The sequence below is a fragment of the Fictibacillus tiangongensis genome (genome assembly GCF_048083785.1).
In the GTDB taxonomy this organism is placed as follows: Bacteria; Bacillota; Bacilli; order Bacillales; family Fictibacillaceae; genus Fictibacillus.
Genome location: NZ_CP182294.1, coordinates 3,142,705 through 3,167,082 on the forward strand (window position 1 = coordinate 3,142,705; position 24,378 = coordinate 3,167,082).

General features: G+C 40.6%; 26 protein-coding genes. 7 read left to right on the forward strand and 19 right to left on the reverse strand.

Annotation, left to right across the window (positions count from 1 at the left end; genetic code table 11):
- Nucleotides 1–235 precede the first annotated feature (235 nt).
- Entirely contained in the window at nucleotides 236–1,300 is a 1,065-nt protein-coding gene (locus ACNJYY_RS16810) for an NAD(P)/FAD-dependent oxidoreductase (protein ID WP_197265309.1), read from the forward strand.
- Nucleotides 1,301–1,341: 41 nt separating this feature from the next.
- Here the strand turns inward: ACNJYY_RS16810 and ACNJYY_RS16815 are convergent, their stop codons facing one another.
- Both ACNJYY_RS16815 and ACNJYY_RS16820 read right to left on the reverse strand, forming a co-directional pair.
- The gene (locus ACNJYY_RS16815) at nucleotides 1,342–1,650 is read right to left on the reverse strand and encodes an LSM domain-containing protein (RefSeq protein ID WP_416729392.1); all 309 of its coding nucleotides are present in this window, start codon (nucleotides 1,648–1,650) and stop codon (nucleotides 1,342–1,344) included.
- Between the two features lie 89 nt (nucleotides 1,651–1,739).
- The gene (locus tag ACNJYY_RS16820; RefSeq protein WP_416729393.1) at nucleotides 1,740–2,063 is read right to left on the reverse strand and encodes a YuzD family protein; all 324 of its coding nucleotides are present in this window, start codon (nucleotides 2,061–2,063) and stop codon (nucleotides 1,740–1,742) included.
- A gap of 158 nt (nucleotides 2,064–2,221) precedes the next feature.
- Between ACNJYY_RS16820 and ACNJYY_RS16825 the strand changes: the two genes are divergently transcribed.
- Entirely contained in the window at nucleotides 2,222–2,467 is a 246-nt protein-coding gene (locus tag ACNJYY_RS16825; RefSeq protein ID WP_066238880.1) for a NifU family protein, read from the forward strand.
- A 347-nt stretch (nucleotides 2,468–2,814) separates the two neighbouring features.
- Here the strand turns inward: ACNJYY_RS16825 and argF are convergent, their stop codons facing one another.
- From argF to yutH, 10 genes are all read right to left on the reverse strand, one after another.
- Nucleotides 2,815–3,762, reverse strand: a complete 948-nt coding sequence (gene argF / locus ACNJYY_RS16830) for an ornithine carbamoyltransferase (RefSeq protein ID WP_416729394.1) — start codon at nucleotides 3,760–3,762, stop codon at nucleotides 2,815–2,817.
- A complete protein-coding gene (locus ACNJYY_RS16835; RefSeq protein WP_416729395.1) occupies nucleotides 3,762–6,854 on the reverse strand; it encodes a carbamoyl phosphate synthase large subunit in 3,093 nt (1,030 codons plus the stop codon). The genes argF and ACNJYY_RS16835 overlap by 1 nt, the downstream gene beginning before the upstream one ends.
- The gene (locus ACNJYY_RS16840) at nucleotides 6,847–7,899 is read right to left on the reverse strand and encodes a carbamoyl phosphate synthase small subunit (RefSeq protein ID WP_416729396.1); all 1,053 of its coding nucleotides are present in this window, start codon (nucleotides 7,897–7,899) and stop codon (nucleotides 6,847–6,849) included. The genes ACNJYY_RS16835 and ACNJYY_RS16840 overlap by 8 nt, the downstream gene beginning before the upstream one ends.
- Nucleotides 7,900–7,981: 82 nt before the next feature.
- Entirely contained in the window at nucleotides 7,982–9,136 is a 1,155-nt protein-coding gene (locus ACNJYY_RS16845; protein WP_416729397.1) for an acetylornithine transaminase, read from the reverse strand.
- Entirely contained in the window at nucleotides 9,133–9,876 is a 744-nt protein-coding gene (gene argB / locus ACNJYY_RS16850; protein ID WP_416729398.1) for an acetylglutamate kinase, read from the reverse strand. Before argB ends, ACNJYY_RS16845 begins: the two co-directional genes overlap by 4 nt.
- A gap of 15 nt (nucleotides 9,877–9,891) precedes the next feature.
- A complete protein-coding gene (gene argJ / locus ACNJYY_RS16855; protein WP_416729399.1) occupies nucleotides 9,892–11,118 on the reverse strand; it encodes a bifunctional ornithine acetyltransferase/N-acetylglutamate synthase in 1,227 nt (408 codons plus the stop codon).
- 18 nt (nucleotides 11,119–11,136) lie between these two features.
- Complete coding sequence (gene argC, locus ACNJYY_RS16860) at nucleotides 11,137–12,171, reverse strand: N-acetyl-gamma-glutamyl-phosphate reductase (RefSeq protein ID WP_416729400.1); 1,035 nt, start codon at nucleotides 12,169–12,171, stop codon at nucleotides 11,137–11,139.
- Nucleotides 12,172–12,319: 148 nt separating this feature from the next.
- Nucleotides 12,320–13,096, reverse strand: coding sequence for an SDR family oxidoreductase (locus tag ACNJYY_RS16865; protein WP_416729401.1), 777 nt, complete (start codon nucleotides 13,094–13,096; stop codon nucleotides 12,320–12,322).
- An 11-nt stretch (nucleotides 13,097–13,107) separates the two neighbouring features.
- Nucleotides 13,108–14,073: a 2-hydroxyacid dehydrogenase gene (locus ACNJYY_RS16870; protein ID WP_416729402.1), complete on the reverse strand. Its 966-nt coding sequence runs from the start codon at nucleotides 14,071–14,073 to the stop codon at nucleotides 13,108–13,110.
- A gap of 483 nt (nucleotides 14,074–14,556) precedes the next feature.
- Nucleotides 14,557–15,579, reverse strand: coding sequence for a spore coat putative kinase YutH (yutH, locus tag ACNJYY_RS16875; RefSeq protein ID WP_416729403.1), 1,023 nt, complete (start codon nucleotides 15,577–15,579; stop codon nucleotides 14,557–14,559).
- Between the two features lie 202 nt (nucleotides 15,580–15,781).
- Between yutH and ACNJYY_RS16880 the strand changes: the two genes are divergently transcribed.
- Entirely contained in the window at nucleotides 15,782–16,279 is a 498-nt protein-coding gene (locus ACNJYY_RS16880; protein ID WP_066397286.1) for a phosphatidylglycerophosphatase A, read from the forward strand.
- 86 nt (nucleotides 16,280–16,365) lie between these two features.
- Here ACNJYY_RS16880 and ACNJYY_RS16885 read toward each other — a convergent pair whose 3' ends face one another.
- From ACNJYY_RS16885 to ACNJYY_RS16895, 3 genes are all read right to left on the reverse strand, one after another.
- On the reverse strand, nucleotides 16,366–17,133 hold the full coding sequence (locus ACNJYY_RS16885; RefSeq protein WP_416731901.1) for a TIGR01457 family HAD-type hydrolase: 768 nt from the start codon (nucleotides 17,131–17,133) through the stop codon (nucleotides 16,366–16,368).
- 66 nt (nucleotides 17,134–17,199) lie between these two features.
- Nucleotides 17,200–17,856 carry a helix-turn-helix transcriptional regulator gene (locus ACNJYY_RS16890; RefSeq protein WP_416731902.1) on the reverse strand — a complete coding sequence of 219 codons (657 nt, stop codon included), beginning with the start codon at nucleotides 17,854–17,856 and terminating at the stop codon, nucleotides 17,200–17,202.
- An 81-nt stretch (nucleotides 17,857–17,937) separates the two neighbouring features.
- Nucleotides 17,938–18,378 carry a DUF86 domain-containing protein gene (locus tag ACNJYY_RS16895; RefSeq protein WP_416729404.1) on the reverse strand — a complete coding sequence of 147 codons (441 nt, stop codon included), beginning with the start codon at nucleotides 18,376–18,378 and terminating at the stop codon, nucleotides 17,938–17,940.
- 103 nt (nucleotides 18,379–18,481) lie between these two features.
- Between ACNJYY_RS16895 and ACNJYY_RS16900 the strand changes: the two genes are divergently transcribed.
- Both ACNJYY_RS16900 and ACNJYY_RS16905 read left to right on the forward strand, forming a co-directional pair.
- Complete coding sequence (locus ACNJYY_RS16900) at nucleotides 18,482–18,751, forward strand: DUF3055 domain-containing protein (protein WP_144698299.1); 270 nt, start codon at nucleotides 18,482–18,484, stop codon at nucleotides 18,749–18,751.
- 93 nt (nucleotides 18,752–18,844) lie between these two features.
- Nucleotides 18,845–19,141 (forward strand): hypothetical protein, encoded by a 297-nt coding sequence (locus ACNJYY_RS16905; RefSeq protein ID WP_416729405.1) that lies wholly within the window; start codon nucleotides 18,845–18,847, stop codon nucleotides 19,139–19,141.
- Between the two features lie 76 nt (nucleotides 19,142–19,217).
- On the opposite strand, the gene ACNJYY_RS16910 is transcribed toward ACNJYY_RS16905, so the two are convergent.
- Nucleotides 19,218–19,493, reverse strand: coding sequence for a YutD family protein (locus tag ACNJYY_RS16910; RefSeq protein ID WP_066397303.1), 276 nt, complete (start codon nucleotides 19,491–19,493; stop codon nucleotides 19,218–19,220).
- A gap of 121 nt (nucleotides 19,494–19,614) precedes the next feature.
- Between ACNJYY_RS16910 and ACNJYY_RS16915 the strand changes: the two genes are divergently transcribed.
- Nucleotides 19,615–20,226: a YhcN/YlaJ family sporulation lipoprotein gene (locus tag ACNJYY_RS16915; RefSeq protein WP_416729406.1), complete on the forward strand. Its 612-nt coding sequence runs from the start codon at nucleotides 19,615–19,617 to the stop codon at nucleotides 20,224–20,226.
- Nucleotides 20,227–20,265: 39 nt separating this feature from the next.
- Here the strand turns inward: ACNJYY_RS16915 and lipA are convergent, their stop codons facing one another.
- Complete coding sequence (gene lipA, locus ACNJYY_RS16920; protein ID WP_066397309.1) at nucleotides 20,266–21,150, reverse strand: lipoyl synthase; 885 nt, start codon at nucleotides 21,148–21,150, stop codon at nucleotides 20,266–20,268.
- 204 nt (nucleotides 21,151–21,354) lie between these two features.
- Between lipA and ACNJYY_RS16925 the strand changes: the two genes are divergently transcribed.
- The gene (locus ACNJYY_RS16925; protein ID WP_416729407.1) at nucleotides 21,355–22,356 is read left to right on the forward strand and encodes a M23 family metallopeptidase; all 1,002 of its coding nucleotides are present in this window, start codon (nucleotides 21,355–21,357) and stop codon (nucleotides 22,354–22,356) included.
- Between the two features lie 353 nt (nucleotides 22,357–22,709).
- Here the strand turns inward: ACNJYY_RS16925 and ACNJYY_RS16930 are convergent, their stop codons facing one another.
- Entirely contained in the window at nucleotides 22,710–22,814 is a 105-nt protein-coding gene (locus ACNJYY_RS16930) for a methionine/alanine import family NSS transporter small subunit (protein ID WP_137791787.1), read from the reverse strand.
- Nucleotide 22,815: 1 nt separating this feature from the next.
- Nucleotides 22,816–24,318 (reverse strand): sodium-dependent transporter, encoded by a 1,503-nt coding sequence (locus ACNJYY_RS16935; RefSeq protein ID WP_197222850.1) that lies wholly within the window; start codon nucleotides 24,316–24,318, stop codon nucleotides 22,816–22,818.
- Nucleotides 24,319–24,378: the final 60 nt, after the last annotated feature.

Genomic DNA, 24,378 nt, shown 5'->3' on the forward strand with positions numbered 1-24,378 from the left:
AATTCTTCACCTCTTGATGAATCCATCCTAACGGTTTCTATAGTTGTAGTCAATGTAAACACTCATTCTTCCTATGTATTTTCTATAAAAGAGTTGTGAAATTGTTGCAAAGTGCTATACTTAAACATGTCAAAAACGTGTAATCGTTTACTTATTTCGAGTTAAGGTTATTTACTTATATAAACCATTCTAAAAACAGATAAGAATTGTCTTGAAAGAAAAGGGGAAATGACAAATGAAACACCTCGTTTTACTTGGCGGAGGATATGGAAATATGCGTGTTCTAAAGAGACTTCTTAATTCCTCAGACCTCCCTGAAAACATTCAGCTTACGCTTATTGATCGTGTGCCTTATCATTGTTTGAAGACTGAATATTACGCACTTGCTGCAGGTACGATATCTGACCATCATGTTCGTGTAACTTTTCCAGACCACCCACGTCTGAATATTAAATATGGCGAAGTTACTTCAATTGATGTAAAAGAAAAGAAAGTTCTATTAAAAGACCAAGATGCGGTTTCTTATGATGATCTGGTTATCGGTCTAGGCTGTGAAGACAAATATCATAATGTCCCTGGTGCTGACCAATTTACGCTTAGCATCCAGACCATTGATAAGTCTCGTCAAACGTATCAAATTCTAAATAACTTGCATGCTAATGCGGTTGTTGCAGTAGTTGGTGCCGGTCTATCGGGTGTAGAGTTAGCATCTGAACTTCGTGAGAGCCGTCCGGATCTTACGATTAAACTCTTTGACCGTGGAGATATGATTCTTTCTGCTTATAAAAAGAGACTAAGCAATTATGTACAAAACTGGTTTGTTGAACACGGTGTTGAAGTCATCAATAATTCCAATGTAACAAAGGTTGAAGAAGGTGCTCTTTATAATCATGACGAAAAGGTAGAGTGTGATGCTATCGTTTGGACGGCAGGAATACAGCCGAGCCGAATCGTTCGTGATTTGGATGTTGAAAAAGACAGTCAAGGACGTGTTGTTCTAACTGAACATCATCATCTTCCAACTGAAGAGCATGTTTATGTGGTTGGTGATTGCGCGAGCCTCCCTTATGCACCAAGTGCACAATTAGCAGAGGAGCAAGCCGAACAGATCTCACAAGTTCTTTTAGCTCGTTGGAATGAGCAGCCTCTTCCTGAGATGAACGAGATTAAACTAAAAGGTGTTATGGGATCTCTTGGTAAGAAGAGCGGATTTGGTACGATGGGTAGTACTGCTCTTATTGGAAGAGTTCCGCGTTTATTAAAATCAGGAATTCTTTGGTTATATAAATATCAAGTATAAGAAAATCCCCATGCAAAGCTGCATGGGGATTTTTCTGTATTTTACCAATAATAAGGACGGAATCGACGAATTCGGTAAAACGGGAAACCAAATACTCCGAAGCCTGGAAAAAACGGCCCGACAAAAATGATACGGCTATTTCGATCAGCTTTCTCACCTGGCATGATCATATACATATTATCTTGATCATAGCTATGCAATTGACCGTGATATACATTCCCATCATTTAGTTCGATCGTAACCTTCTGCCCCATATACTTGAGACAAAGATCATGATAATGATGGTGATGATGTCCTGCAAATGAGGAAGACTCATCTTTATGACTTTTACCTTTTAAAGGGTTCAACAATACAATTTGCCTCCTTTTTTCTCTATACATCTTATTCTTAAGAGAAGTACAAGGCGTGTGTACAAACCCAAAATATAAAAAATAGGCGCTTAACTTACAGCGCCATAGCCATTCTGTTCTATAATTGCATAGATTGTTTTTAAATTCGGATTACCTTCTGCTACTACCTCTCCATCAATCACCACGACAGGATAAAAAAGGTCTTCTTCTATAATTCTTTCTGAAAATGCCTGATCGATCTCATTTTCCGTATTTTCCATGTCTATATAAAGAACATGAAACACCAAGTTCGGAAATTTTCTTGAGATTGCTGCCTCTAGCCATTCAGCTGTTTCTTTTGCTGAAGGAAGATGAACACAGCTGGCACATTTTTGTTCAGCTCCATATACTTTAATATTAAATGAGTTACTCATGAAGAATCACCTCAATGTATGCGCTTATTTGCTTTCATCATACCTTATTTTTCATAAAAGAAAAAGGAGCAAATATCATGATGCTTGCTCATGGATTTTTTATTCCATATCCCGTATACTAGAAGTAAGTTCTTTTTAAGAAAGGGGCCTTGATTATTATGGCTGAAACTCAAAACTTAGAGATGCGTGAACAAGTTGAAGAAGTTCTTGATAAATTACGCCCATTCCTTCTTCGTGATGGAGGAGACGTGGAATTAGTGGATATTGAAGAAGGTGTAGTAAAAGTACGCCTAATGGGAGCGTGTGGTAGCTGCCCAAGTTCAACAATCACACTAAAAGCAGGTATCGAACGTGCACTTCTTGAAGAAGTTCCAGGTGTTGTTGAATTAGAACAAGTATTTTAATAAAACGCAAGAAGCCGCTCAATCAAGAGCGGCTTTTTTTTTGCTTGCAGTTTTTAATTGTTTTATGAAAGCATAGCCAGAATAGTTATGGTATAGCCTCCTCGCAAATATTATTTATGACTATTTGCTAAACATTGTTGCTTCTCAGAGTTCTTTAAGAAGCTTCAATGACGAGTTGATTGGAGTGTAAGGTGCGAGACTCCTGGGGGATCAGCGGGACAGGTGAGACTTCTAAAAGCGCAGAGCGCTAGAAGGCTCACCGCACGCCCCCCGGAAAGCGAGCAACCTGAAACGGAAATCAACTCCTCCTCAATACAACAAAGAATAGGCTAATTAATCTTTGTTTGTTAACACATCAAACGAACAAGCAATGCTTTTTGAGCGTGAAGACGGTTCTCTGCCTCGTGAAAAACAACAGAGTGAGGACCATCAATAATCTCCGCCGTCACCTCTTCTTCTCGATGCGCAGGCAAACAATGCATAAAGATATAATCACTCTTCGCATGTGACACAAGCTCTCGGTTCACTTGATAACCTTTAAAATGTTCCAAACGTACCTCTGCCTCCGCTTCTTGCCCCATACTCGCCCAAACATCTGTGTAAATCACATCGCTATTTTTAACACCTTCAATCGGATCATGAGTTACTTCGACAACAGTTCCGTGTTGTTTCGCAACTTCTTTTGCATAAGAAACAATCTTTTCCTTTGGTTCGTAGTTCTTAGGGCAAATAATGGTGCAATCCATCCCCACTTTTGCAGCTCCAATCATTAATGAATGTGCCACATTATTCCCGTCACCGATATACGCTAGCTTCTTCCCTTTGAATGATCCTTTATATTCTAAGATCGTAAGAAGATCTGCTAGTACTTGGCACGGATGAAAATCGTCCGTAAGCCCGTTGATTACAGGAATTGATCCGCTCTCTGCAAGCTCTTCAACTGTGGATTGATGAAACGTGCGGATCATCAGCGCATCTAGATAACCGGACAAAACTTTCGCAGTATCAGAGATTGATTCTCCTCTGCCCATCTGAATATCACGAGTGGACAGATGGATAGCATGACCGCCGAGCTGCAGCATAGCAGCCTCGAAGGAAACGCGCGTACGAGTCGAGGATTTTTCGAAGATCATCCCTAGTATCTTTCCTTTTAACAAAGGTGGCACAGATGGTCCTTGTTTTTTTAAGTCTTTTGCAAGGTTCAATAAATCGATAATTTCAGATGTAGAATAATCCATCAGCGTTAGAAAATCTTTCTGAGTTTCCGTTTGGCGAAGAGGGTGTACGATAGACATCAGATCAGCACTTCCTTTCTCATTTTATTCGAGGTGCGTATGGCATCTAAATATGCGTTAGATGTTTCTTTTCTTGTAAGCACATGCACTCTTTCTAGAACAGCACGTTTAGCATTCTGGCTTTCGCTATCATTTGAAAAGTTTATATATATCGCTTTGTTATCTCTTTTTAACCACTCATCAAATGTCAGATCATTTGCAGTTAGTACGGAATATCCACATTCCTTCCAGGCTTTTGAAGCAGCTTCAGCGAGAGTTCCTTCCACAAAAATACTTCCTTGATGATTCCAGAGATCTGCTAATTGAAGGCTTGAGCCTTTTAAAGCTTTTACTAAAGCTCCATGAAAATCGGAATCACTTCCAATCACTTCACCTGTGGATAGCATCATCGGACTTAACACCGGAGTGACACCAGGCAGTTTTATGGTGGAGAAAACAGGTGCTTTCACTGTAATTTCTGGTTGGCCATTATGCTCATTTTCAATGTTTAATGATTGTAGTGAGTGCCCTAAAAGCAATTGTGTTGCTTTCTGGACAAGATTTACATTTGTGATTTTGCTCATGATCGGTGCTGTTCGAGATGCTCTTGGATTTACTTCAATGACATACACACTGTCATTATTTATGGCAAATTGAACATTGAATAATCCTTTATATGATAAGTTGAGTGCGATTTTTTTTGAGTAAGTCGTTATCTGATCGATCACATGGTCTGATAAAGATTGCGGCGGCGTAACAGTCAGGCTATCTCCTGAATGAACCCCGGTTCCTTCTAAATGTTCAAAAATACCAGGAATGAATACATCGGTACCATCACTTAGAACGTCTACTTCCGCTTCTGTTCCTTCTAAGAATGTATCGATCAAAACGGGATAATTTATTTGTTCATGATTCAAATAATTGGTCAGTTCGCTTTCAGAATAAAGCACCTTCATCCCGCTACCACCAATCACGTATGAAGGACGCAGGAGGATTGGAAACCCTAGTCGGTTTGCATATTGTTTAACTTCTTTTTCGCTCATTGCCGAGAATCCTGGAACTTTAGGAATATTTAATGTATCTAAAAATTGATAAAAGAGATCTCTGTCTTCCATTTGATCTACCGTGTCTGCAGGACTTCCAAGAACAGAATACCCTGCCTCTTCTAACTTCTTAGCCAAATTGATAGAAGTTTGGCCGCCAAATTGCAGAATGACATCTGAAATGCCTTCAAACTCCAAAACATGATTGATGTCTTCAAAAGTTAGAGGCTCAAAGTAGAGAGAGTCAGATACTTCATAATCCGTGCTTACTGTCTCGGGATTATTGTTGATCAGTATCGCTTCATATCCACATTCACGAAGAGTGATAGCACTGTGCACGCAGCAATAATCAAATTCAACACCTTGCCCGATACGAATAGGGCCAGACCCGATAACGGCAACCTTCTTCTTCGTGTCAGGAATTCTGTCGCTTTTTCCGCTCCAACTGGAATAAAAATACGTCGTTTTTGCTTCAAACTCAGCTGCGCACGTATCCACCATCTTGTACGATGGTGTGATGGCCCATTCTACTCTTTTATTTCGTACCTCTATTTCTGATACAGACCAGATTTCTGATAGATATCGATCTGTAAAACCAACCTTTTTAGCCCGTTGAAGCTGTTGTTTTTCTATATTTTCCAGATTCGCATTTTGCAGCATTTTATCCATAGAGACCAACTCTTGAAAAATAGATAAAAAGTAAGGTGTGATCTTTGTTAATTCCTGAATTCTGTCTGTAGTTATTCCTCTTTGCAATAATTCCATCACAACGAAAAAGCGGCGATCATCTGCTGAAACAGCGAGGTCTATGAGTGTATCCTCATCTAGAACAGATAGTTCTTTTAAATATATGCCGTTCGTTTTAAGTTCAAGAGAACGAATAGCCTTTTGAAAAGCAGAAGCCATGTTTCTCTCTAACGCCATCACTTCACCAGTTGCTTTCATCTGAGTTCCGAGTTTTCGGTCTGCATGAGGAAACTTATCAAACGGCCATCTTGGCATTTTTACAGCTACATAATCTAAAGCTGGCTCGAAACTCGCAAAGGTCGTTCCGGTTACTGGATTCTTCAATTCATGCAGGTTATATCCTAGTGCAAGTTTAGCAGCAATCTTTGCGATCGGATATCCGGTCGCTTTTGAAGCTAAAGCAGAAGACCTGCTCACACGCGGATTCACTTCGATCAAATAATACTGTGAGTTATCTGGGTGAAGCGCGAACTGGATATTACATCCTCCCACGATTTCAAGCGCCGAGATGATGGTCAATGACGCCTTTCTTAATGACTGGTATTCATCATCTGTTAACGTCTGACTAGGAGCTACTACTACAGAATCACCTGTATGAATACCCACAGGATCAACGTTTTCCATGTTGCAAACCGTGATGCATGTTCCGTTCTTGTCACGCATCACTTCATACTCAACCTCTTTGTAGCCTGCGATACTCTTTTCGATCAAACATTGATTGATCGGACTTGCCGATAGACCTTGTTTGACCAAAGTCGCCAGTTTCTCTTTCGTTGAAGCAATTCCTCCCCCAAAACCTCCAAGTGTATATGCTGGTCTAACAATCACGGGGTAACCAGTCTCTTCGGCAAAATGGACCGCTTCATCTATTGAAGTGACAATCTCACTTTCTGGTACAGGTTCTCCAAGATGCTTCATCAATGAGCGAAACAGATCTCGGTCCTCTGCTTTTTGTATCGAGTTAATATCCGTACCTAGAAGCTGAACCTCATACTTTTTTAAGATTCCCTTTTCATGAAGGTCCATCGCCAAGTTAAGTCCTGTTTGACCACCAACTGTTGCTAGTAGTCCGTCAGGTTTTTCTTTTTGAATAATTTGTTCAGCATATTCTGCTGTTAGGGGTTCAAAGTATATAACGTCTGCAAACGTGTTGTCAGTCATGATCGTAGCAGGATTGTTGTTGATCAGGACCACTTCTATCCCTTCTTCTTTTAATGCTTTACAAGCTTGTGTTCCGGAATAGTCAAATTCTGCTGCCTGCCCGATCACGATCGGTCCTGATCCGATCACGAGCACTTTTTTGATGTCTTGTTGTTTAGGCATAACTTCTCACCTTCTCTGTATGTTGTACATCCTTAATAAAATTTTCAAAGATTTCTTTGTGCTCGTTTGGTCCAGGTGCTGCTTCAGGATGGAATTGTACACTCGCAATATTGAATGAACGATGCCACAATCCCTCGACACTTCCATCGTTCACATTCTCAAACCAAATATCGAACCCTGTTTGTGCTAAACTTTCTTTTTGGACCACATAGCTGTGGTTTTGAGAACTCATCGATACTTTCCCTGTCTTCAAGTTCATAACTGGCTGATTCGCACCTCTGTGACCAAATTTCAGCTTTCGCGTCTCACCACCGAACGCTAAAGCAAGAATCTGATGACCGAGACAGATGCCTAATGTGGGATAGCGCATCGCTAGATTCTTGTATCGATGAAAATAGTTAGAGAATCTCATAGGATCACCAGAACCGTTTGAAAAAACAAGACCATCTGGATTTAGTTTTTCGATTTCGCCAATCTCTTGATCGAACGGAACAATTGTTACGCTGCATCCTTCATTAACAAGAGCATCAGCGATGGACTTTTTATATCCAAAATCGATCAAGACAATGTGCGTCTCTCCTGAACCTGTCTTTTTAATAGATGTCGCTGGCCAATATTCTTCTAATTTAAAAGAATCTGGGAAGATGTCTGGTACGTGCATCACGGCAGGCAATGATCCTTGTATTCGAATTTGTTGAATAAGAGATCTAGTATCCACATTCGTTAACGCTGGGATTTGGTGGACGTTTAGCAAGTCAACGATCGATTGACGCCCATCTTTTGCAGCAAATCCAAAGCACTCTGCCATCACGACTCCTGCCACTTGAATCTTTTGAGATTCCATACTCTTAGGATCAAATCCATAATTTCCGATAAAGGGATAAGAAAACACGACGATCTGACCTTGATAAGAAGGATCTGTTAATACTTGCTCGTATCCAGTCATTCCTGTATAAAATACAACTTCACCTGAACCATATTGGTTGTCACTAATCCAGTCACCATCAAATGTATGACCGTTAGATAGCGTTATACAGCCTTTCATGTTAAGTTCCACTCCTTGTATAAAACATATAGTTTAATGTATTTTTATTCATACGTAGCAAAAAAAATATCTAATTTCTTTTTTACGTCACTTTTTCATATTTGTTATTAAACACTGCTAAAATCGTGTTTAATGCTGATGTTAGTTCTTCATCCGTAACGTTCAACGGTGGTAATAATCGAATAACATGCTTCCCTGCAGGTACAGTTAATAAGCCTTTTTCTTCTAAGTTGGCTATTAATACGCTAGCTTCCTCACACTCAATACCTATCAATAATCCTTCTCCTCTTACTTCATAAACGGAAGGAAGTTTTATTAACTGATTCTCTAATTGCTCTTTAAAGTTCTTTCCTTTTCTAGCAACCTCGTTTAAGAATTCGTCGTTGAAGATAATATTCAAAACACTCTGGCTGACTGCACTTGCGAGGGGATTACCACCAAACGTTGTTCCATGACTTCCTGGTCCGAACGCTTCAGCTAGTTTTCTTTTACCTATCATAGCCCCGATCGGAAAACCATTTCCTAATCCCTTGGCTAGGGTAACGATATCAGGGTCTAATCCGAAGTGTTCATACGCATATCTCCTTCCTGTTCTGCCGATACCCGTTTGGACTTCATCTATGATTAATAAAATATCGTTTTTCTCACAGATCTCTTGCACTTGTTTATAAAAATCTAGGTTAGCGATTTTGATACCGCCTTCTCCTTGGATGACTTCCATCATGATCGCAGCTGTGTCGTTGTCTGCCTGTTTCTTCAATTGATCAATATCGTTCCAGGGCAGGTGTAGAAATGTAGATACGAGCGGTCCATACCCTTCTTTTATCTTTTGTTGACCAGTCGCCGACATGGAACCGAATGTTCGACCGTGAAATGAGTCGTTAAACGTGATGATCTTATTTTTCTTTGTGAATTTCTTAGTCAGCTTGATCGCAGCTTCGTTCGCTTCAGCTCCACTATTGCAAAAGAAAGCTAGATCCAAATGTGTGTGCTTCACAAGAGTCTCTGCAAGCAGCTCTTGCTGTTGGATCTCAAAGAGATTGGAAGTATGCCAGATGCAATCGCTTTGCTTATGGAGAGCTGCAACCACTTCAGGATGACAATGTCCTAGACTTGTTACAGCTATTCCGCTCGTGAAATCAAGATACTTTTTATTGTTTTGGTCATATACATACGTTCCGTTTCCTTTTTGAAGTTGTATCTGTTTTCTTTTATAGGTTGGAAAAAGTGCACTCATGTGATCAGTACCTCCTTCAGCAACTCTGTACCAGACAGAGTTTGATCGGTGATTCGTACTTGCTTGATGTTTAGGTCCAGACATTTAATAGCTGCTTCAACCTTCGGTACCATGCCACCGCTAATGTGTCCTTCAACAATACTGGTTAAAATGTCAGTGATCGTTAAGCATTCCTTCCACTCTCCATTCACGGAAACACCAGGGGTATCTGTAACAAAACAGATTGTTTCGGCGGATAGTGCAGCTGCAGTTTCTCCTGCTGCTGTGTCTGCGTTAATATTAACTGTTTCTCCGGATTCTGTTACACCTAAAGATGCTATGACTGGAATTTTGCCATCATCTAACACGGTTTGGATAATCTCTGTATTTACTTGCTGAACGTTTCCAACCCAGCCATAATTCTCTTTATCTAAAAAATCACAAATGAGTAAGTTATCCTCTGCTCCAGAAAGTCCTTGAGCTGATATGCCTTCTTTATTTAATCTCTCTACTAGGTTTGCATTGGTAATGTCCTTTAACGCCGTCTTCACACAGGAAAGAGATTCTGTGCTTGTTACTCGAATGCCATTCTTCATTTCTAACGGCAACCCGGACTCTGACAGCTTTTTATTAATTTCCGGCCCTCCTCCGTGAACAATCACGATCTTTTCCCCTTGTTGAATCCTATTTTTAAGAGCTTCAAAAAAAGCAGCCTGTAAGTTAGCTAGCGTACTTCCTCCGATTTTCATAACATGAAACACAACTCTCGCCTCCTTTTAAGTACGGTAACTTGCATTTATCTGAACATAATCATACGTAAGATCACATCCCCAAGCTCTTCCACTTCCTAAACCTTCAGATAGTTCAACCGAGATATGAATCTCGTGGCATTTTAAGTAAGTACGAATTTTCTCTTCCGAAAATAGAACCGGTTCTCCATCTACTACAACTTCATGTTCGCCGATCTGTATTTTTACGGCGTCGGGATTAAACGAAACTCCACTATATCCAGCTGCAGCAAGAATTCGGCCCCAGTTGGCATCGCAACCAAATACAGCGGTCTTCACTAACGGAGAGCCCACTACAGTTTTTGCTATGATTCTCGCCTCTTTATCGGATGCTGCGCCATTAACATGAACCTCGATCAGCTTGCTCGCGCCTTCCCCATCCTTTGCAATAAGTTTGCCTAAATCTTCACAAACGAGTACGAGTGCATCTAAAAATAGTTGCCATTCAGGGTGATCTTTGTTCAACTCTTCATTCTCACCCATTCCGTTTGCGAGCATGAGTACCATGTCGTTCGTCGATGTATCACCGTCCACGGTAATACAGTTAAACGTACGTTCCACGGCAAAAGACAAAGCATCATGGAGATCGTCTTGTTGGACAGCTGCATCTGTCGTGATGAAACCTAGCATCGTAGCCATATTAGGATGTATCATTCCTGATCCTTTCGCCGTACCTGCTATCGTAATGATTTTATTATTAATCTTTAGCGAGTAAGCTGTATTCTTGGAGACAGTATCTGTCGTTAAAATGGATTGAGAAAAGTCGATCGAGCCTTTCAACTCAGAATCTAGCACTAAGTTTTCAATACCCGTTGATATTTTATCCATCGGCAGATGTTCACCGATTACCCCTGTTGAGGCAACTCCAACATAGTGCGAAGGGATATCCAGCTTTTCAGCGGTCTGCCTCTGCATGTGCTCAGCATCTTTTAAGCCTTTTTTTCCTGTACAAGCATTTGCATTACCAGAGTTCACGATGATCGCTTGAAGCTTCCCTTCTTGAGAGATGCTATTCTGAGTAACTTTTAGCGGAGCAGCCTGTACTTGGTTCGTTGTATAAACACCTGCTGCGTTTGCCGGAGTAATACTATACAACAACCCTAAGTCGAGCTTTTTATGTTTCACTCCACAATGAATTCCACTTGCGTAGAATCCTCTTGGCGTAGCGATGTTAATACCTGTAATCTTCTGAATAGCCGCTTTTGTTGCCTGCATCTATCTTGCCTCCTCTAGTTAAGGGAACATTGGTGAAGCTTTTAATCCCTTCGTTTCATCCATTCCGAACATTACATTCATATTTTGAACCGCTTGACCTGCCGCTCCTTTTAATAGATTGTCAATACAAGAGATCACTGTGATTCGATTTGTCCGCTCATCGACGGCAAACGTTACATCACAAAAATTCGACCCGTATACTTGCTTAGTAAATAGATTGGCTTTTTCCCTATGAACTCTGACGAAGTACTCACTGCCGTAATAAGATTCATAGATTTCTTTTACAGATCTTGAGGTAACGGGGTCTGTGAGTTGTGCATACATCGTAGTCATGATGCCCCTTGTCATTGGAACGAGATGTGTATTGAATGTAATTTTTGTTTCAGTATCCGTACACGACTGTATCGTTTGCTCGATCTCTGGAATGTGCTGATGTTGATTGATTTTGTAGATACCGAGGCTATCATTTACTTGTGTAAAATGCGTTCCTTTGCCCGGAGTGGCACCCGCTCCTGAGATCCCGCTCTTTGCATCAATCACAAGTGAAGATGGATTGATCACGTTTTCTTTTAGTAACGGGAGAACACCTATGAGAGCTGCGGTCGGATAACATCCTGGGTTCGCGATCAGCTTCCCGTTTCGTACCTCTTCTCTCTTCCATTCTGTTAATCCGTATACCGCTTCATTCACGAGTGATTGTGGAGGTGGTTCTTTTTTGTACCACGCTCGATAGGTGTCAGCGTCTTTCAAACGAAAATCTCCTGCTAGATCAATGATTCTCAAGTTTTCATCGACTAGCGAAGGGAGAAGCTCTGATGAGACGCCGCTCGGTGCGGAGGAAAATACGATATTTAAGCCATCGGTTGGCAGTTGTTTCAGTGACCTTAGCTTCTGATCATGAACATGAGACAGATGCTGAATTTCTTCTGAAAGCTCATTACCTGCTCTAGAGGATGAATAGAGAACAACTTCGGTAATCTCCGTATGTGCAGATAGCAGCCGGAATAGTTCCATCCCACCATATCCGGTTACACCAATAATTCCTGCTCTCATTCCATCACTCCTTAAATAAGTTATGGTTCATTATAGGACTGTATAAAAATTAATTCAATAGTATATTTATAAATAATTTAATTTTAATAAAAAAACTGACTTTTTGGGTACGCGTAGTTACCACTAAAGTCAGTCTCAAAAAATCTTTCTATTGTCTTAAGAATCCACCTTCTGAATGGATGATCTGTCCGGTTATCCATTCTGCTTCTGGTGTTGTTAAAAATGCGACTAACCTTGCCGCATCTTCTGGTTTCCCGATCCTTCCTCCAGGAAACTTAGGCAGAAGAATTTTTTCTAAATCCGGGTTGATCCAGCCCGTATCTGTTGGACCAGGGTTCACTGCATTAACAGTAATTCCTTTATGTCCGATTTCAGCAGCTAAGGATATCGTTAACGCATCGACGGCTCCTTTTGTAGCCGCGTATGCTAACTCACCGAGCATCGGACCTTTCGACTGGCCGGATGTTAGATGAACGATACTTCCTCTGTCCCCTGTAAAACGTTTGGCAAACTCTATACTTAAAAGAGTTGTTGCACGAATGTTGATTGCATAATGAGCATCTAAAATCTCACTTGTTGTATCTTCCCAGCTGTGATTTTGTGACATACAGGCGTTATTCACAAGTATGCTTGCTACTCCTAATTCACTTTCAACTTTTTCTAGAAGTTTCGGAACGTCTTCTGCAGCACTAAGGTCAATTTCTTCATACAAAGATTTTACTCCGAAATTTTTTAGTTTCTCCACAAGCTGTTCTGGGTCATTTGTATGGTCACCTGTGCGCATGGTTGTGTCATATGTACCCCAAGTCGTAAAGAAAATATTAGCTCCCCTTTTTGCAAGCTCAACACAAACGGCTGCGCCAATTCCGTTTAAACGGCTTGCTCCCGTAACAATGGCTGTTTTACCTTCTAAAGAACGATACATCTTGTACCTCCTTATGTAACAGGCGTTTCTGCGCCTTTTCCATCCAATATATTGGTTATGTTTCTGCATGCAAGTTCAGCCATCTTCATTCTTGTTTCCACACTTGCACTTCCGATGTGAGGTAGGGCTACCACTTGTTTCATCGACAGAAGAGGATGATCGACTTCAATTGGCTCTTGCTGAAATACATCAAGCCCTGCACCCGCGATTTCCTGGTTATGTAATGCCTCAATAAGCGCAGATTCATCAACTGTCGCACCTCTGCCTGCATTAATGAAGATCGCGCTATCTTTCATGCTCTGAAACGCTTCTCGGTTAAACAACCCTTTTGTCTCAGGTGTTAATGGTGCAAGGGAGACCACAAAATCTGATTGCTTTAAAAGCTCATGAAATTCTTTGTATTCAGCTTCTAGCGAAATTTCTGCATGAGGCTTACGGTTTCGATTATGATACAAAATCTCCATATCAAAGCCCTTTGCTCGTCTCGCTACGGCTTCACCGATCCTACCCATTCCAACGATTCCGATTGTTTTATGATGTACATCTGCTCCAGCAAGCAATAAAGGTCCCCAGCTGTTCCACTTTCCTTCTTTTACATAATTCGCTGATTCAACGATCCTGCGAGCTGTTGCAAGAATTAAAGAAAATGTTAAATCCGCTGTTGAATCGGTTAATACATCTGGTGTGTTACAAACCTTTATCCCCTTTTGCTTAGCAGCTGCGACATCGATGTTGTCATAGCCTACTGCTAGATTTGCTATTACTTTCAGTGAAGATGCTTCATTCAATACTTCGCTACCGATTTTGTCTGAAAGCATCGTTAGCAATCCATCTGCTTTTTTGATTTCGGAAAGAAGCACTTCCTGTGGTACAGCCTCTTCTTCATGTGGCCACATGTTGATCTGTGCAACCTGCTCCAACTGAGTTAAAGTTTCTTTAGGTAATTTTCGTGTAATAAAAACATAAGGTTTTTGCATACGCTTTCACTCCTTGCTTGCTATTTTCTCATGGGAAAGAGAGAAAATAAAGCAATGGTACTTATGCATGGTTGTTTTCGTTACATTGTTGTCTTCGAAAGTGGTTGATTTCCGCTCCAGGTTGCTCGCTTTCCATGGGGCGAACGGTGAGCCTCCTGCCGCTTTGCGCCATTAGGAGTCTCCACCTGTCTAGTTGCAGTGGCTAGCCCCTCGAGGTCAAAAGTTTAATGGTCAAGAAGACAAAGTGCGCCTTCCTAGCCCATTCAACTTTTGCTAGTCGGGGCTGAACGAGCCACTTCCACTTTTCAGACTGACCGCTCGTCCCATAGGAGTCTCGCACCTTGCGCTTCAATCAACTTGCAGATGAAGGGTAAAAGTACCTACATAAGCTCTATCTTTTAGAAGATATGAAAAAGGCCAACAAGTAACCAATAAAAAAAGAGGTAAAACTCAAAAATCTTACTTTTTGAGCCACCTCTTTCTTTAGATCATTGGAACGAGCCAATCGACCATTGGAATATTTAACTCTTGGACCGGAAGACCGATCGATCTGTAAAAGCTTTTTAAGAAATATTCATTTTGCTTTTCATACGAGATTAAGTCAGTAAAGCGGCGCACATATAGTTCTTTTCCGATATCTCTCTCATTATTATAATGTTCATCTACTGTATCAAAGTACTGTGAAGGAAAAAGGAGTCTGCCGTAAAGAAGCCTCCAAGCTCCCTTGGATAATGGCTTAACTTTTTCATAATCGTCGATCAACTGCAGCACTTCATGACTTCTGAATTCTGGCTGATAGATCTTTTCTCTGATACATTCTGCAAGATCTCTCATCGGACTATCGATCACCCAGCCAACAGGCAGCTTAACAAAACTGTTAGACGTACGAATCCATGACCGCTCGCTGAATCGATCGTAACAGATGGCAGCAGAACCTATTCCTTTAGGTCCTCTCTCTAATTGGTAATCTGTAATATATTGAATCGCATTTTCAGCCATTCCCTCATAATAAGGAAATGTCGTCAAAAACAATTGATCAAAATCATTCTTTTGTTTTCTCGCTGAAATTTCTGCATAACGATTATGCATCTCATCCACTCGATTGATCCATAATAACGGCCATTGTCCGTATGCGATTTGTTCCACTGGATAATATTGTTCTAAACCTTTTCCTCGCTTATGAAACTCTGCAAGTTCAGAGCCCATTTCAAAGCTGCGATGCTCTCCTTTTTTCGGTTCCACTTTAAAGATGATTACAGACTCTCCATCAACATAAGCACTAGGCATATTGGTGATCGTTGGCTGTAGAACGGGAATGTTCTCCTCTCCTCGTTGCTGCAGATAATCACTGATGTAAATCATTTCTTGCAGTTTTTCATATGACATCTGCTGCTGTGGTATCACGATGTATTGGTTTCCTTTGCAATAGAAGGTCCGATAACCCGATTCAGATCTTCTGTCTTCACAAACTAGTTGATAATGATGAAATATATCTCTTTCAAACAAAGCCGATCCCCCCACCCCTTCAGCTTTCCAGCGGCAGATCATCTCTTTTAGATCAAACTTGAGCACACCACCGCATGATTGGATACAACATTGTATGCCCATATAGGCGAAGTGGTTAGTACTTTTTATAAATTCATAACTTTACTATGAAAACATATACTATACAAAGCTAAGGAGACTAACAGAGAAAAGGAGTACAAGGATGCCAAATAAAAAAGTGGAAAAAGTCGAAGAAACTGCTCGCAAACAGCTGAACGAACGGGGCGTTACGGTAAACGATATCGCTGAGCTTGTTTATTTTCTCCAAGTCCCCTACCATCCTGACCTAAAAATGGATGTATGTAGAGAAAACGTTGAAAGAGTCATCGCAAAACGTGAAGTTCAGAATGCTATTCTCACCGGTATTGCACTTGATGTATTAGCAGAACAGAAAAAACTAGAGCAGCCGCTTCAGGAGATATTGGCTCGGGATGAAAGTCTTTATGGGATTGATGAAGTGATTGCACTCTCAATAGTGAATATATATGGCTCGATCGGCTTTACCAACTACGGATTCATCGATAAACAAAAACCAGGAATCTTAGAGAAACTTAACGATAAGTCTACTGGGATGGTTCATACCTTCTTAGATGACATCGTGGGCGCGATTGCAGCAGCAGCATCGAGCAGATTAGCACATCGTGCAGCAAATGAAGAATAAAAATAAGGCTTAAGAACAAGAGAATCCTCTTAGACTTAAGCCTTTTTTATTTTGACCTGCCACAGTGCCATTTTCAATTCAGAGAATTATTGAATCGTCCACTCATCCAACCCATTAACGGTATACGTAGGATGCACATCAATTTCTTCAAGGTGTTTCTTTGTTGTGACCCCTGTGTGAACAAGCAGCGTATCAATTCCAGCACGAATACCAGCTAAGATATCTGTCTGGTAGTTGTCCCCGATCATGAGTGTTTCTTCTTTTTTCGTTCCGAGTGTTTCTAACGCCATCTCCATGATGATGGACTCAGGCTTACCGATAAACGTTGGTTCTGTTTGCGTAGAAACAGTAATGACAGAAGTCAGTGATCCGTTTCCTGGCAGAAGTCCTCTTTCCGTCGGAAGAGCGATATCACCATTTGTCGAGATAAACGTCGCTCCGTTACGGACTGCAAGGCATGCTTTTGCTAACTTTTCATAGGTGATCGAGCGATCGATCCCAACCACCACATAATCAGGGTTTTCTTCTACAAGCTCTAGTCCTTGTTCTTGAAGCGCTTCTCTAATTCCATCCTCACCGATACAATAGACTGTCGCATTTTTCTTTTGTTCAGCAATATAGTTGGCTGTTGCCATACTCGTCGTATACACATGTTCAGCAGATGCTGGGATATCAAATCCTGCAAGCACATCTGCCACTTGTTTTTTTGTTTTAGAAGAATTGTTTGTCACGAACAAATAGGGAAGGTTTTTTTCGTTTAATTTTTTCACAAAATCAACAGCCTCAATAATTCGTTCTGTTCCTCTATACATCGTTCCATCTAAGTCGATCAAGAATCCTTTATATGCCTTCATCATGCTCTCTCCTTTAATGTACCTTCTCATTCTACCCACTTCAAAAAAAAAACACACCTGAAGCATTTAAACTTCAGATGTTTGCTTTTCTTCTTTTATCACATAACAGCAATAATCTCCGCCTTTTGCCATACACGTCTTTCGCTCAACAGCTTCTGTTTGCAGCATGCGCTTAAAGAGTGAAAGCTCGCAGGAGCAGGCTTGCTGATATTCATTCGCAACCTTTGCGATCGGACAGTTGTACTCTGTTAATACATACGTATCGGGATCTACTCCTCTTTCCCAGTCCACCATGTACCCTGCTTCATTTTGAATATTAGCCAGTTCATTTACTTTTTGTTCAAACTCTGTGAGTGTGTTCATTCGATCTTTATATCTATCCTGCAGACGATTTTCACGTCGTTTAAATAATTCATCAATTGTTTCTGTGCCACTCACTTCTTCTATATCTTTTAAAAAATCAACGGTAAGTCCTGAATAGTTTCGTGGAAATTGTTCGTCACCGCTTGCTGTAAGATGATAAAAATGGATTGGTCTTCCCATAGCCTGTCGTACAAGAGTCGTTTCAATCACATGGTCACGTTCTAGTGTGTTGAGATGACGACGAACAGCCATTTCGGTTATTCCGAGGGATTTTGCCATTTCCGTAACAGTCATCCTCTTATTTCTTTTTAAAAGATAGATGATTTCATCACGGGTTGAGGTGTGATTCTTCATGGTCATCACCATCCTTTGTCACCATTTTATCGTAAAAAAGGGTAAACGTACATTTTTAAATATAAATGTATAAAAACTCTTGTATCCTTATTCAGGTAAAAATGCAGAAACTGGCCCCAACTCTTCCTCTAGGTACCTTTTAACGTGTAACGGAAATGCTGAGAGTTCTTTTTCTTTTGAAGCGATGGTATCAAATATGACTTTACAATCTGCAGAAGTATAATCTTGAACAAGTGATTTTCGAAGGTTCACCACTTCTTTCAGTGATACTGCTTCATCGTTCGGTATTACTTTTTCATCGATCAGGATATCAAGAATGTCTTCAAAGCTACCTGGATCCCTCATGATAAATCCATCGATGATCATGTTTCCAACGTCCATCATCGATTCGATCAACATATGTCCGATTCTTTCCACCACAAGCGTTTCAAGCTTATTTTTGGGAGCTGATAATTCTTTGAACGTATGGATTAATTCATTCATATACACTAAATGTTCATTGATTTTCTTTCGATCAACAAAATACATAGTCATCACCTTTTGTAAGTTTCTCAAGTAAAGTGTAACATAAAGTAAGAGCAATCATATGGACTCAAAATTTAAATTTTGCTTAGTACGAAGGAGGAACAAGATGAACGAGGAAACATTTTTCTTATATGATGATAAAGAAACAACAGAAACGCGCTTTGTAAGCTTTATGGGACGTAATACTCGCTTTGATCTTGCCATCACGAAAACTACGAGACATTACGGCAAGTCATTAGTCTTGAACATGTTAGGCAGTACATATGCCATCATCGGTCAAGATGATCTTGAAGAAGAAGGCTATTTAGAACATGCGTTTAATCTAACTGAAGAGGACGCGATGGAGCTTCGTGAATTTTTAGCTGAAGTTGTTTAAGATGTAATCAAAATGTACCAAAAAAGAATCATGCTTTCTTGGAGACACTTTAGATAAGGATACTTTTCTTATCCTAAAATGGCCGAAGAGAGGATGGTTTTTTTGTTCGAAAAAGAAAAAGAACAATATACTGATTTTTCGAATGTAGAGACAGGTCGTAATTACGTACTTCCTGAGGATTTACCTGAAGGTCCATATGGCTCACCAATCAAAAGAGCTTTAGGAAAATCGACTCCTTGGAGAGAAGAACAGCGTTATTATAGCGCCTTTAACTATGAAAACAAAACCCTTCATGAAGGTCTGGAAAGACAAGATCCTGGGGCACATCCTACACACGATGATCCAGAATATCATACGGAAAAGCCTTATGAGGATGTTCGAGGGTCATAAGGCAACTTCGCTTATTCTGTACTAGCATACATGCCAGCCGATCATTGCTAAAAATAAAGAAAAACCCCTGAATTTCTCAGGGGTTTACTTTTTTGACTACAAAATACGGACAGCCGAAATTACAATATTCATAAATGTATTCCGGCAATGTGCTGATCTTCGTATCAAACGTAGCCTTCTCATGATTGTCCTCAAAGAACCCACGAAGTCGAAGCTGCTCGTAACCGAGATCACCAACAATATAATCGTATTTATGTAAGATTTCACTATAGCGCGCTTTAAATTGTTCCTCGTTAAAGGCTTCTTTTACATCTTCAATCACTTCATAGGAATAATTACCAACTGTAATCAAAAATGCTTCACCTCGTTTCCTGATACTTATTTTACCATGCTTGTGCTCGTTACAGCCAACAATTTCTTCGTAAAGATCTTCTACTTTAAGGCACTCTATAGAATAAGGAGGTGAAACACCTGTGAAAAAATTAGGAATGTTCTTATTGATCGGCTTGATGCTTGCTGGATGTGGCGGCGGTGATCAAAAGAAGATGGGGCAAGAATATAAATTTTCTAAAACGAATGTAAAAGATGAGAATCGAATTGGCAACAACATGAATTATGGGGACTTTGGATATATGCGTCATATGTCAGGTGACAAAGTAAAAACGGGAAATGCTGTTCCATACTTAAATCGTCAAAAGCTAGCCGACATGATCTCTGATATGGTTCTGCAATTACCGAATATTAAAGATGTCGGTACATTAGTTACAGATGAAGAAGTTTTGATCGGATACAAAACAACAAACAAGGACAGAAACGCAGCTGCAGATCAAGTAAAGATGACTGGTTTCTCTGTTGTACCAAGATATTATCATGTGTATGTGTCAGATGAAAAAGGAATGATCGATAAGATCGAACAATATCAATCCTTAAACAATGATACCGAACAGATCGAAGGAATCATGGACCAACTGATCCTACAAATGAAGAAAGCCCCTCAAGGGAAGAAGTGGAACTATGGGGAAAATGAAAACGGTGAGATGAACGGCGAAACAAACAATATGCGCGGTCAAATGGAAGGCAAATAAAAAACCAGAAGCAGATCATTGCTTCTGGCTTTTTTTTGTTTAGCTGTTTTGGGCAGCTGCGTTTACTTGTTCATCAGCATGGTAGGAAGAACGCACGAGTGGTCCTGACTCACAATGCTTGAATCCTTTAGAGAACGCGATATCACGCAATTCTTTAAACTCATCTGGTGTATAGTATTTTTGTACCTTTAAATGTTTCTTAGTAGGTTGTAGATATTGTCCGATCGTCATGATATCAACGTTATTTGCACGAAGATCATCCATCGTTTCTACAATTTCTTCCCACGTCTCACCTAATCCGATCATCAGACTGGATTTTGTAGGAATGTTAGCATTCATTTCTTTTGCACGACGCAAAAATTCCATCGTTCGATCATACGTTGCACGTGCACGAACTCTTGGAGAAAGACGTCGCACCGTTTCAATATTGTGGTTCATGATATCGGGTTTTGCATCCATCAATGTTTTCAGTGCATCAAAGTCACCTAACATGTCAGATGGAAGAACTTCAATAGAACAGAATGGATTACGAGCACGAACAGAACGAACGGTTTCGGCGAATACATGAGCACCGCCATCTTTAAGGTCATCACGCGCAACCGCTGTGATAACTACGTGTTTCAGACCCATTTGCTCAACAGATTCTGCAACACGTTCTGGCTCTTGAAGATCAAGTTCTGTTGGTAATCCTGTTTTTACTGCACAAAAACGACAAGCACGGGTACAGATATCTCCAAGGATCATAAAAGTTGCTGTTTTTCTTACAGCCCAGCATTCATGAATGTTCGGACACTTTGCTTCTTCACATACCGTATGTAACTTTTTCTCGCGCATCATCTTTTTGAGTTCTTTATAATTTTCATTCGTGTTTAACTTTATTTTTAACCACTCGGGTTTACGTACATATTCTTCTTTCTTTGCCATCATCATCACCCCAGATTTTCTTGGTCTTTCGTATAATGAACGTTCGTATTTTAGTTTCTACTTAAACATTATTGTCCCATCAATACTCTACCATACGACAGGGCAAAATTCCAAACAAGAGTTTTTTCCAACATTTTTCCTTCATGTTTTTTTATAACTTCAACAAACTATAGATAAATGAAAGAAAGGAGTGGATTGGGACGTATGAGGAAATTTACAGTCCTGTTCCTCACTCTGACAGCCCTTCTAATAACCTTTCTTCCGGAAAGCAGGAGCACGGCAGCAGAGCGATTTACGAAAGAAGATGTGGAAAGGCTTAGCCTCTATAAAAAAATGGAATCCGTCACCCTCATTCCATGGCACTACTTTGCGGGGGTAGACCAATATGAAAGAAGCGTAAGAAAAGCGAGAAGTGATCTACCTGCCAGAAAAGGATTGGTCGGCATTTATTTTTCTCCCTTACAATGGTCTGGTCCAATAAATCCAACTATGGACGATACAAACCCTGAACGTATCTCCATGTTTGGAGGCATAGGAAAAGATGGCAACAACGACGGAATTGCTGATCGGAACAATGATGAAGACATTCTATACACCTTTAGTGAGATCATAAAAAAGCATGGACATGATATAGAAAATTTCAGAATCGGCCTTTGGAGCTATTACCAACGAGATAAAGCCGTTGATATCATTATGGAAAACGCGAAGATCTATGAGACCTATGGAACAGTTTCTCTAGACAAACACAGTTTTATCGTTCCATTAAGATCCAACTATAGCTATCGAAGCACTTGGGGTGACCGGCGAGGATTTGGCGGATTACGTATTCACGAGGGCACAGATATATTTGCAGATTACGGTGTTCCGGTAAAAGCGGTATCTTACGGAATTGTAGAGATTAAAGGGTGGAACCGTTTTGGCGGATGGAGAATCGGTGTCCGTGATATTAACAACGTGTATCATTACTACGCTCATTTAGGAAGCTTCAATAAAGCAATTGAAAAAGGTACGATCGTCGAACCTGGGACGGTGCTTGGATACGTGGGAAGTTCAGGATACGGTCCTCCCGGAACTTCTGGGAAATTCCCTCCTCATCTTCACTTTGGGATGTACCGTGACAACGGATATACAGAATGGGCATTCGACCCATACCCTTATTTAAGAGCATGGGAACGTCAGGAGCGAATTAGCAACAGGCGAAGATAAAGAAAGTGAAAAAAAGAAGCTTAAGGGCTTCTTTTTTCATATGGCGCTCGTATTTTTCATATGGCGCTCGTATTTTTCATATGGCGCTCGTATTTTTCATATGGCGCTCGTATTTTTCATATGGCGCTCGTATTTTTCATATGGCGCTCGTATTTTTCATATGGCGCTCGTATTTTTCATATGGCGCTCGTATTTTTCATATGGCGCTCGTATTTTTCATATGGCGCTCGTATTTTTCATATGGCGCTCGTATTTTTCATATGGCGCTCGTAAATCTCGAGCCTTGCTCTGATTTACGTGCGCCAAAGTCATTAAAAAAGCTGATTCTTCAACAGAAGAACCAGCTTCACTCTTTATTTTTTTCTCGAAACGCGAACCACATTTGCAATACTTGCGAGGAGGCCGCCCCATAGGATCACCATGCCAATCACCATCATTGTAATCGCACTTCCTGTCATATTAGCTGACCTCCTTTTTCTCTACTGCCACTTCAGATTTCCACTTCACTAGACCTAGCACGATGCCGAGTACGATTACGCCGACTGCCACGGATACACCATACGTAAGGATCAGTTCTGTAGGATAACCTTCATAATTTTCTTTAAGGTTTTGTCTAATGTTATCGAACATCATGTAACCAAGAAGAATCGGTGTGATCACGCCAAGACAAACTTTCCACCATAAACCTGTTCGTAAGTCAGAGATGGCGTTCGCATGGTTTTGAAGTCCAGCCAATTGTCTTACGAACCAAGCGACGATGACTACTTCTACAAGACCTGCTAATGTGATACCGAAGTTGTTGATGAAGTAATCCACGATATCAAGCATGTACAGTCCGCCTTTTGTAGCGAAAAGTAATGAGATAACAGATGCTACTCCTCCACCCATTAAAACGGCTTTTGTTCTTGAGATTCCAAATTTATCTTGTAGTGCTGCCACATACGTTTCAACGATCGAGATCAACGATGTCATTCCAGCGAATACAAGGGTTAAGAAGAACATGGTTCCAAAGAAGGCATTTCCGCCTGGGAACTCGTTGATGATAGCTGGGAATACTTCAAACGCTAGACCGATTCCGCCTTTTACAACTTCATCAACTGGCAGACCTTGTTGCATTGCCATGAAACCTAATGCAGCAAACACACCAATACCTGCAAGTAGTTCAAAACCTGAGTTTGCGAAACCAGTAATAAACGCATTATTGTTAATATCTGATTTCTTAGGCAGGTAGCTCGAGTACGTGACCATGATCGCAAATGCGATAGATAAAGAGAAGAAAATCTGACCGTAGGCTGCTACCCACACCTTACCGTTACTGATCATGCTCCAATCTGGAGTAAAGAACGTGTTCAAACCTTGAGCTGCACCGTCGAGCGTTACGGCACGAATAACGATTAACGTAAACATAATGACTAAAGCTGGAATAAAGATTTTGTTAAAACGCTCGATTCCTTTCGATACACCTTTATAAAGAACAAGAAGCGTCACGACCCAAACGATGAGAAGTGCGATCAAGATACCTGGTACGATACCACCCATGTCACCAGGTGTCTTACTTAATTGAAGAACCTCTCCATAAAAGAAGTCAGAAGGCTTGTCTCCCCAAGTTAAGTTCAATGAGTAAATGGAATACTTAATCGCCCAAGCGATGATTACTGCGTAGTATGTGGATATAACAAACGCTACAAATACTTGCCACCATCCCAGCCATTCCGCTTTTTTGTGAAGACGGAAATAAGAAAGTGGAGCAGAGCCACGGTACTTATGACCTAACGTAAATTCTAGAATCAGTAAGGGAATCCCTGCCGTTAAAAGTGCTATTAGATATGGGATGAAGAATGCTCCCCCACCGTTCTCATAAGCAACCGCTGGAAATCTCCAGATATTGCCTAGGCCGATAGCTGAGCCAACCGCTGCTAATATAAACCCATAACGGCTTCCCCATTGCTGCCTATTTTCCATTGTTGTATCCCCCTTTTTTGAAGTCGAAAAGTTTACAATTATTACTTTTTTCTGATAATT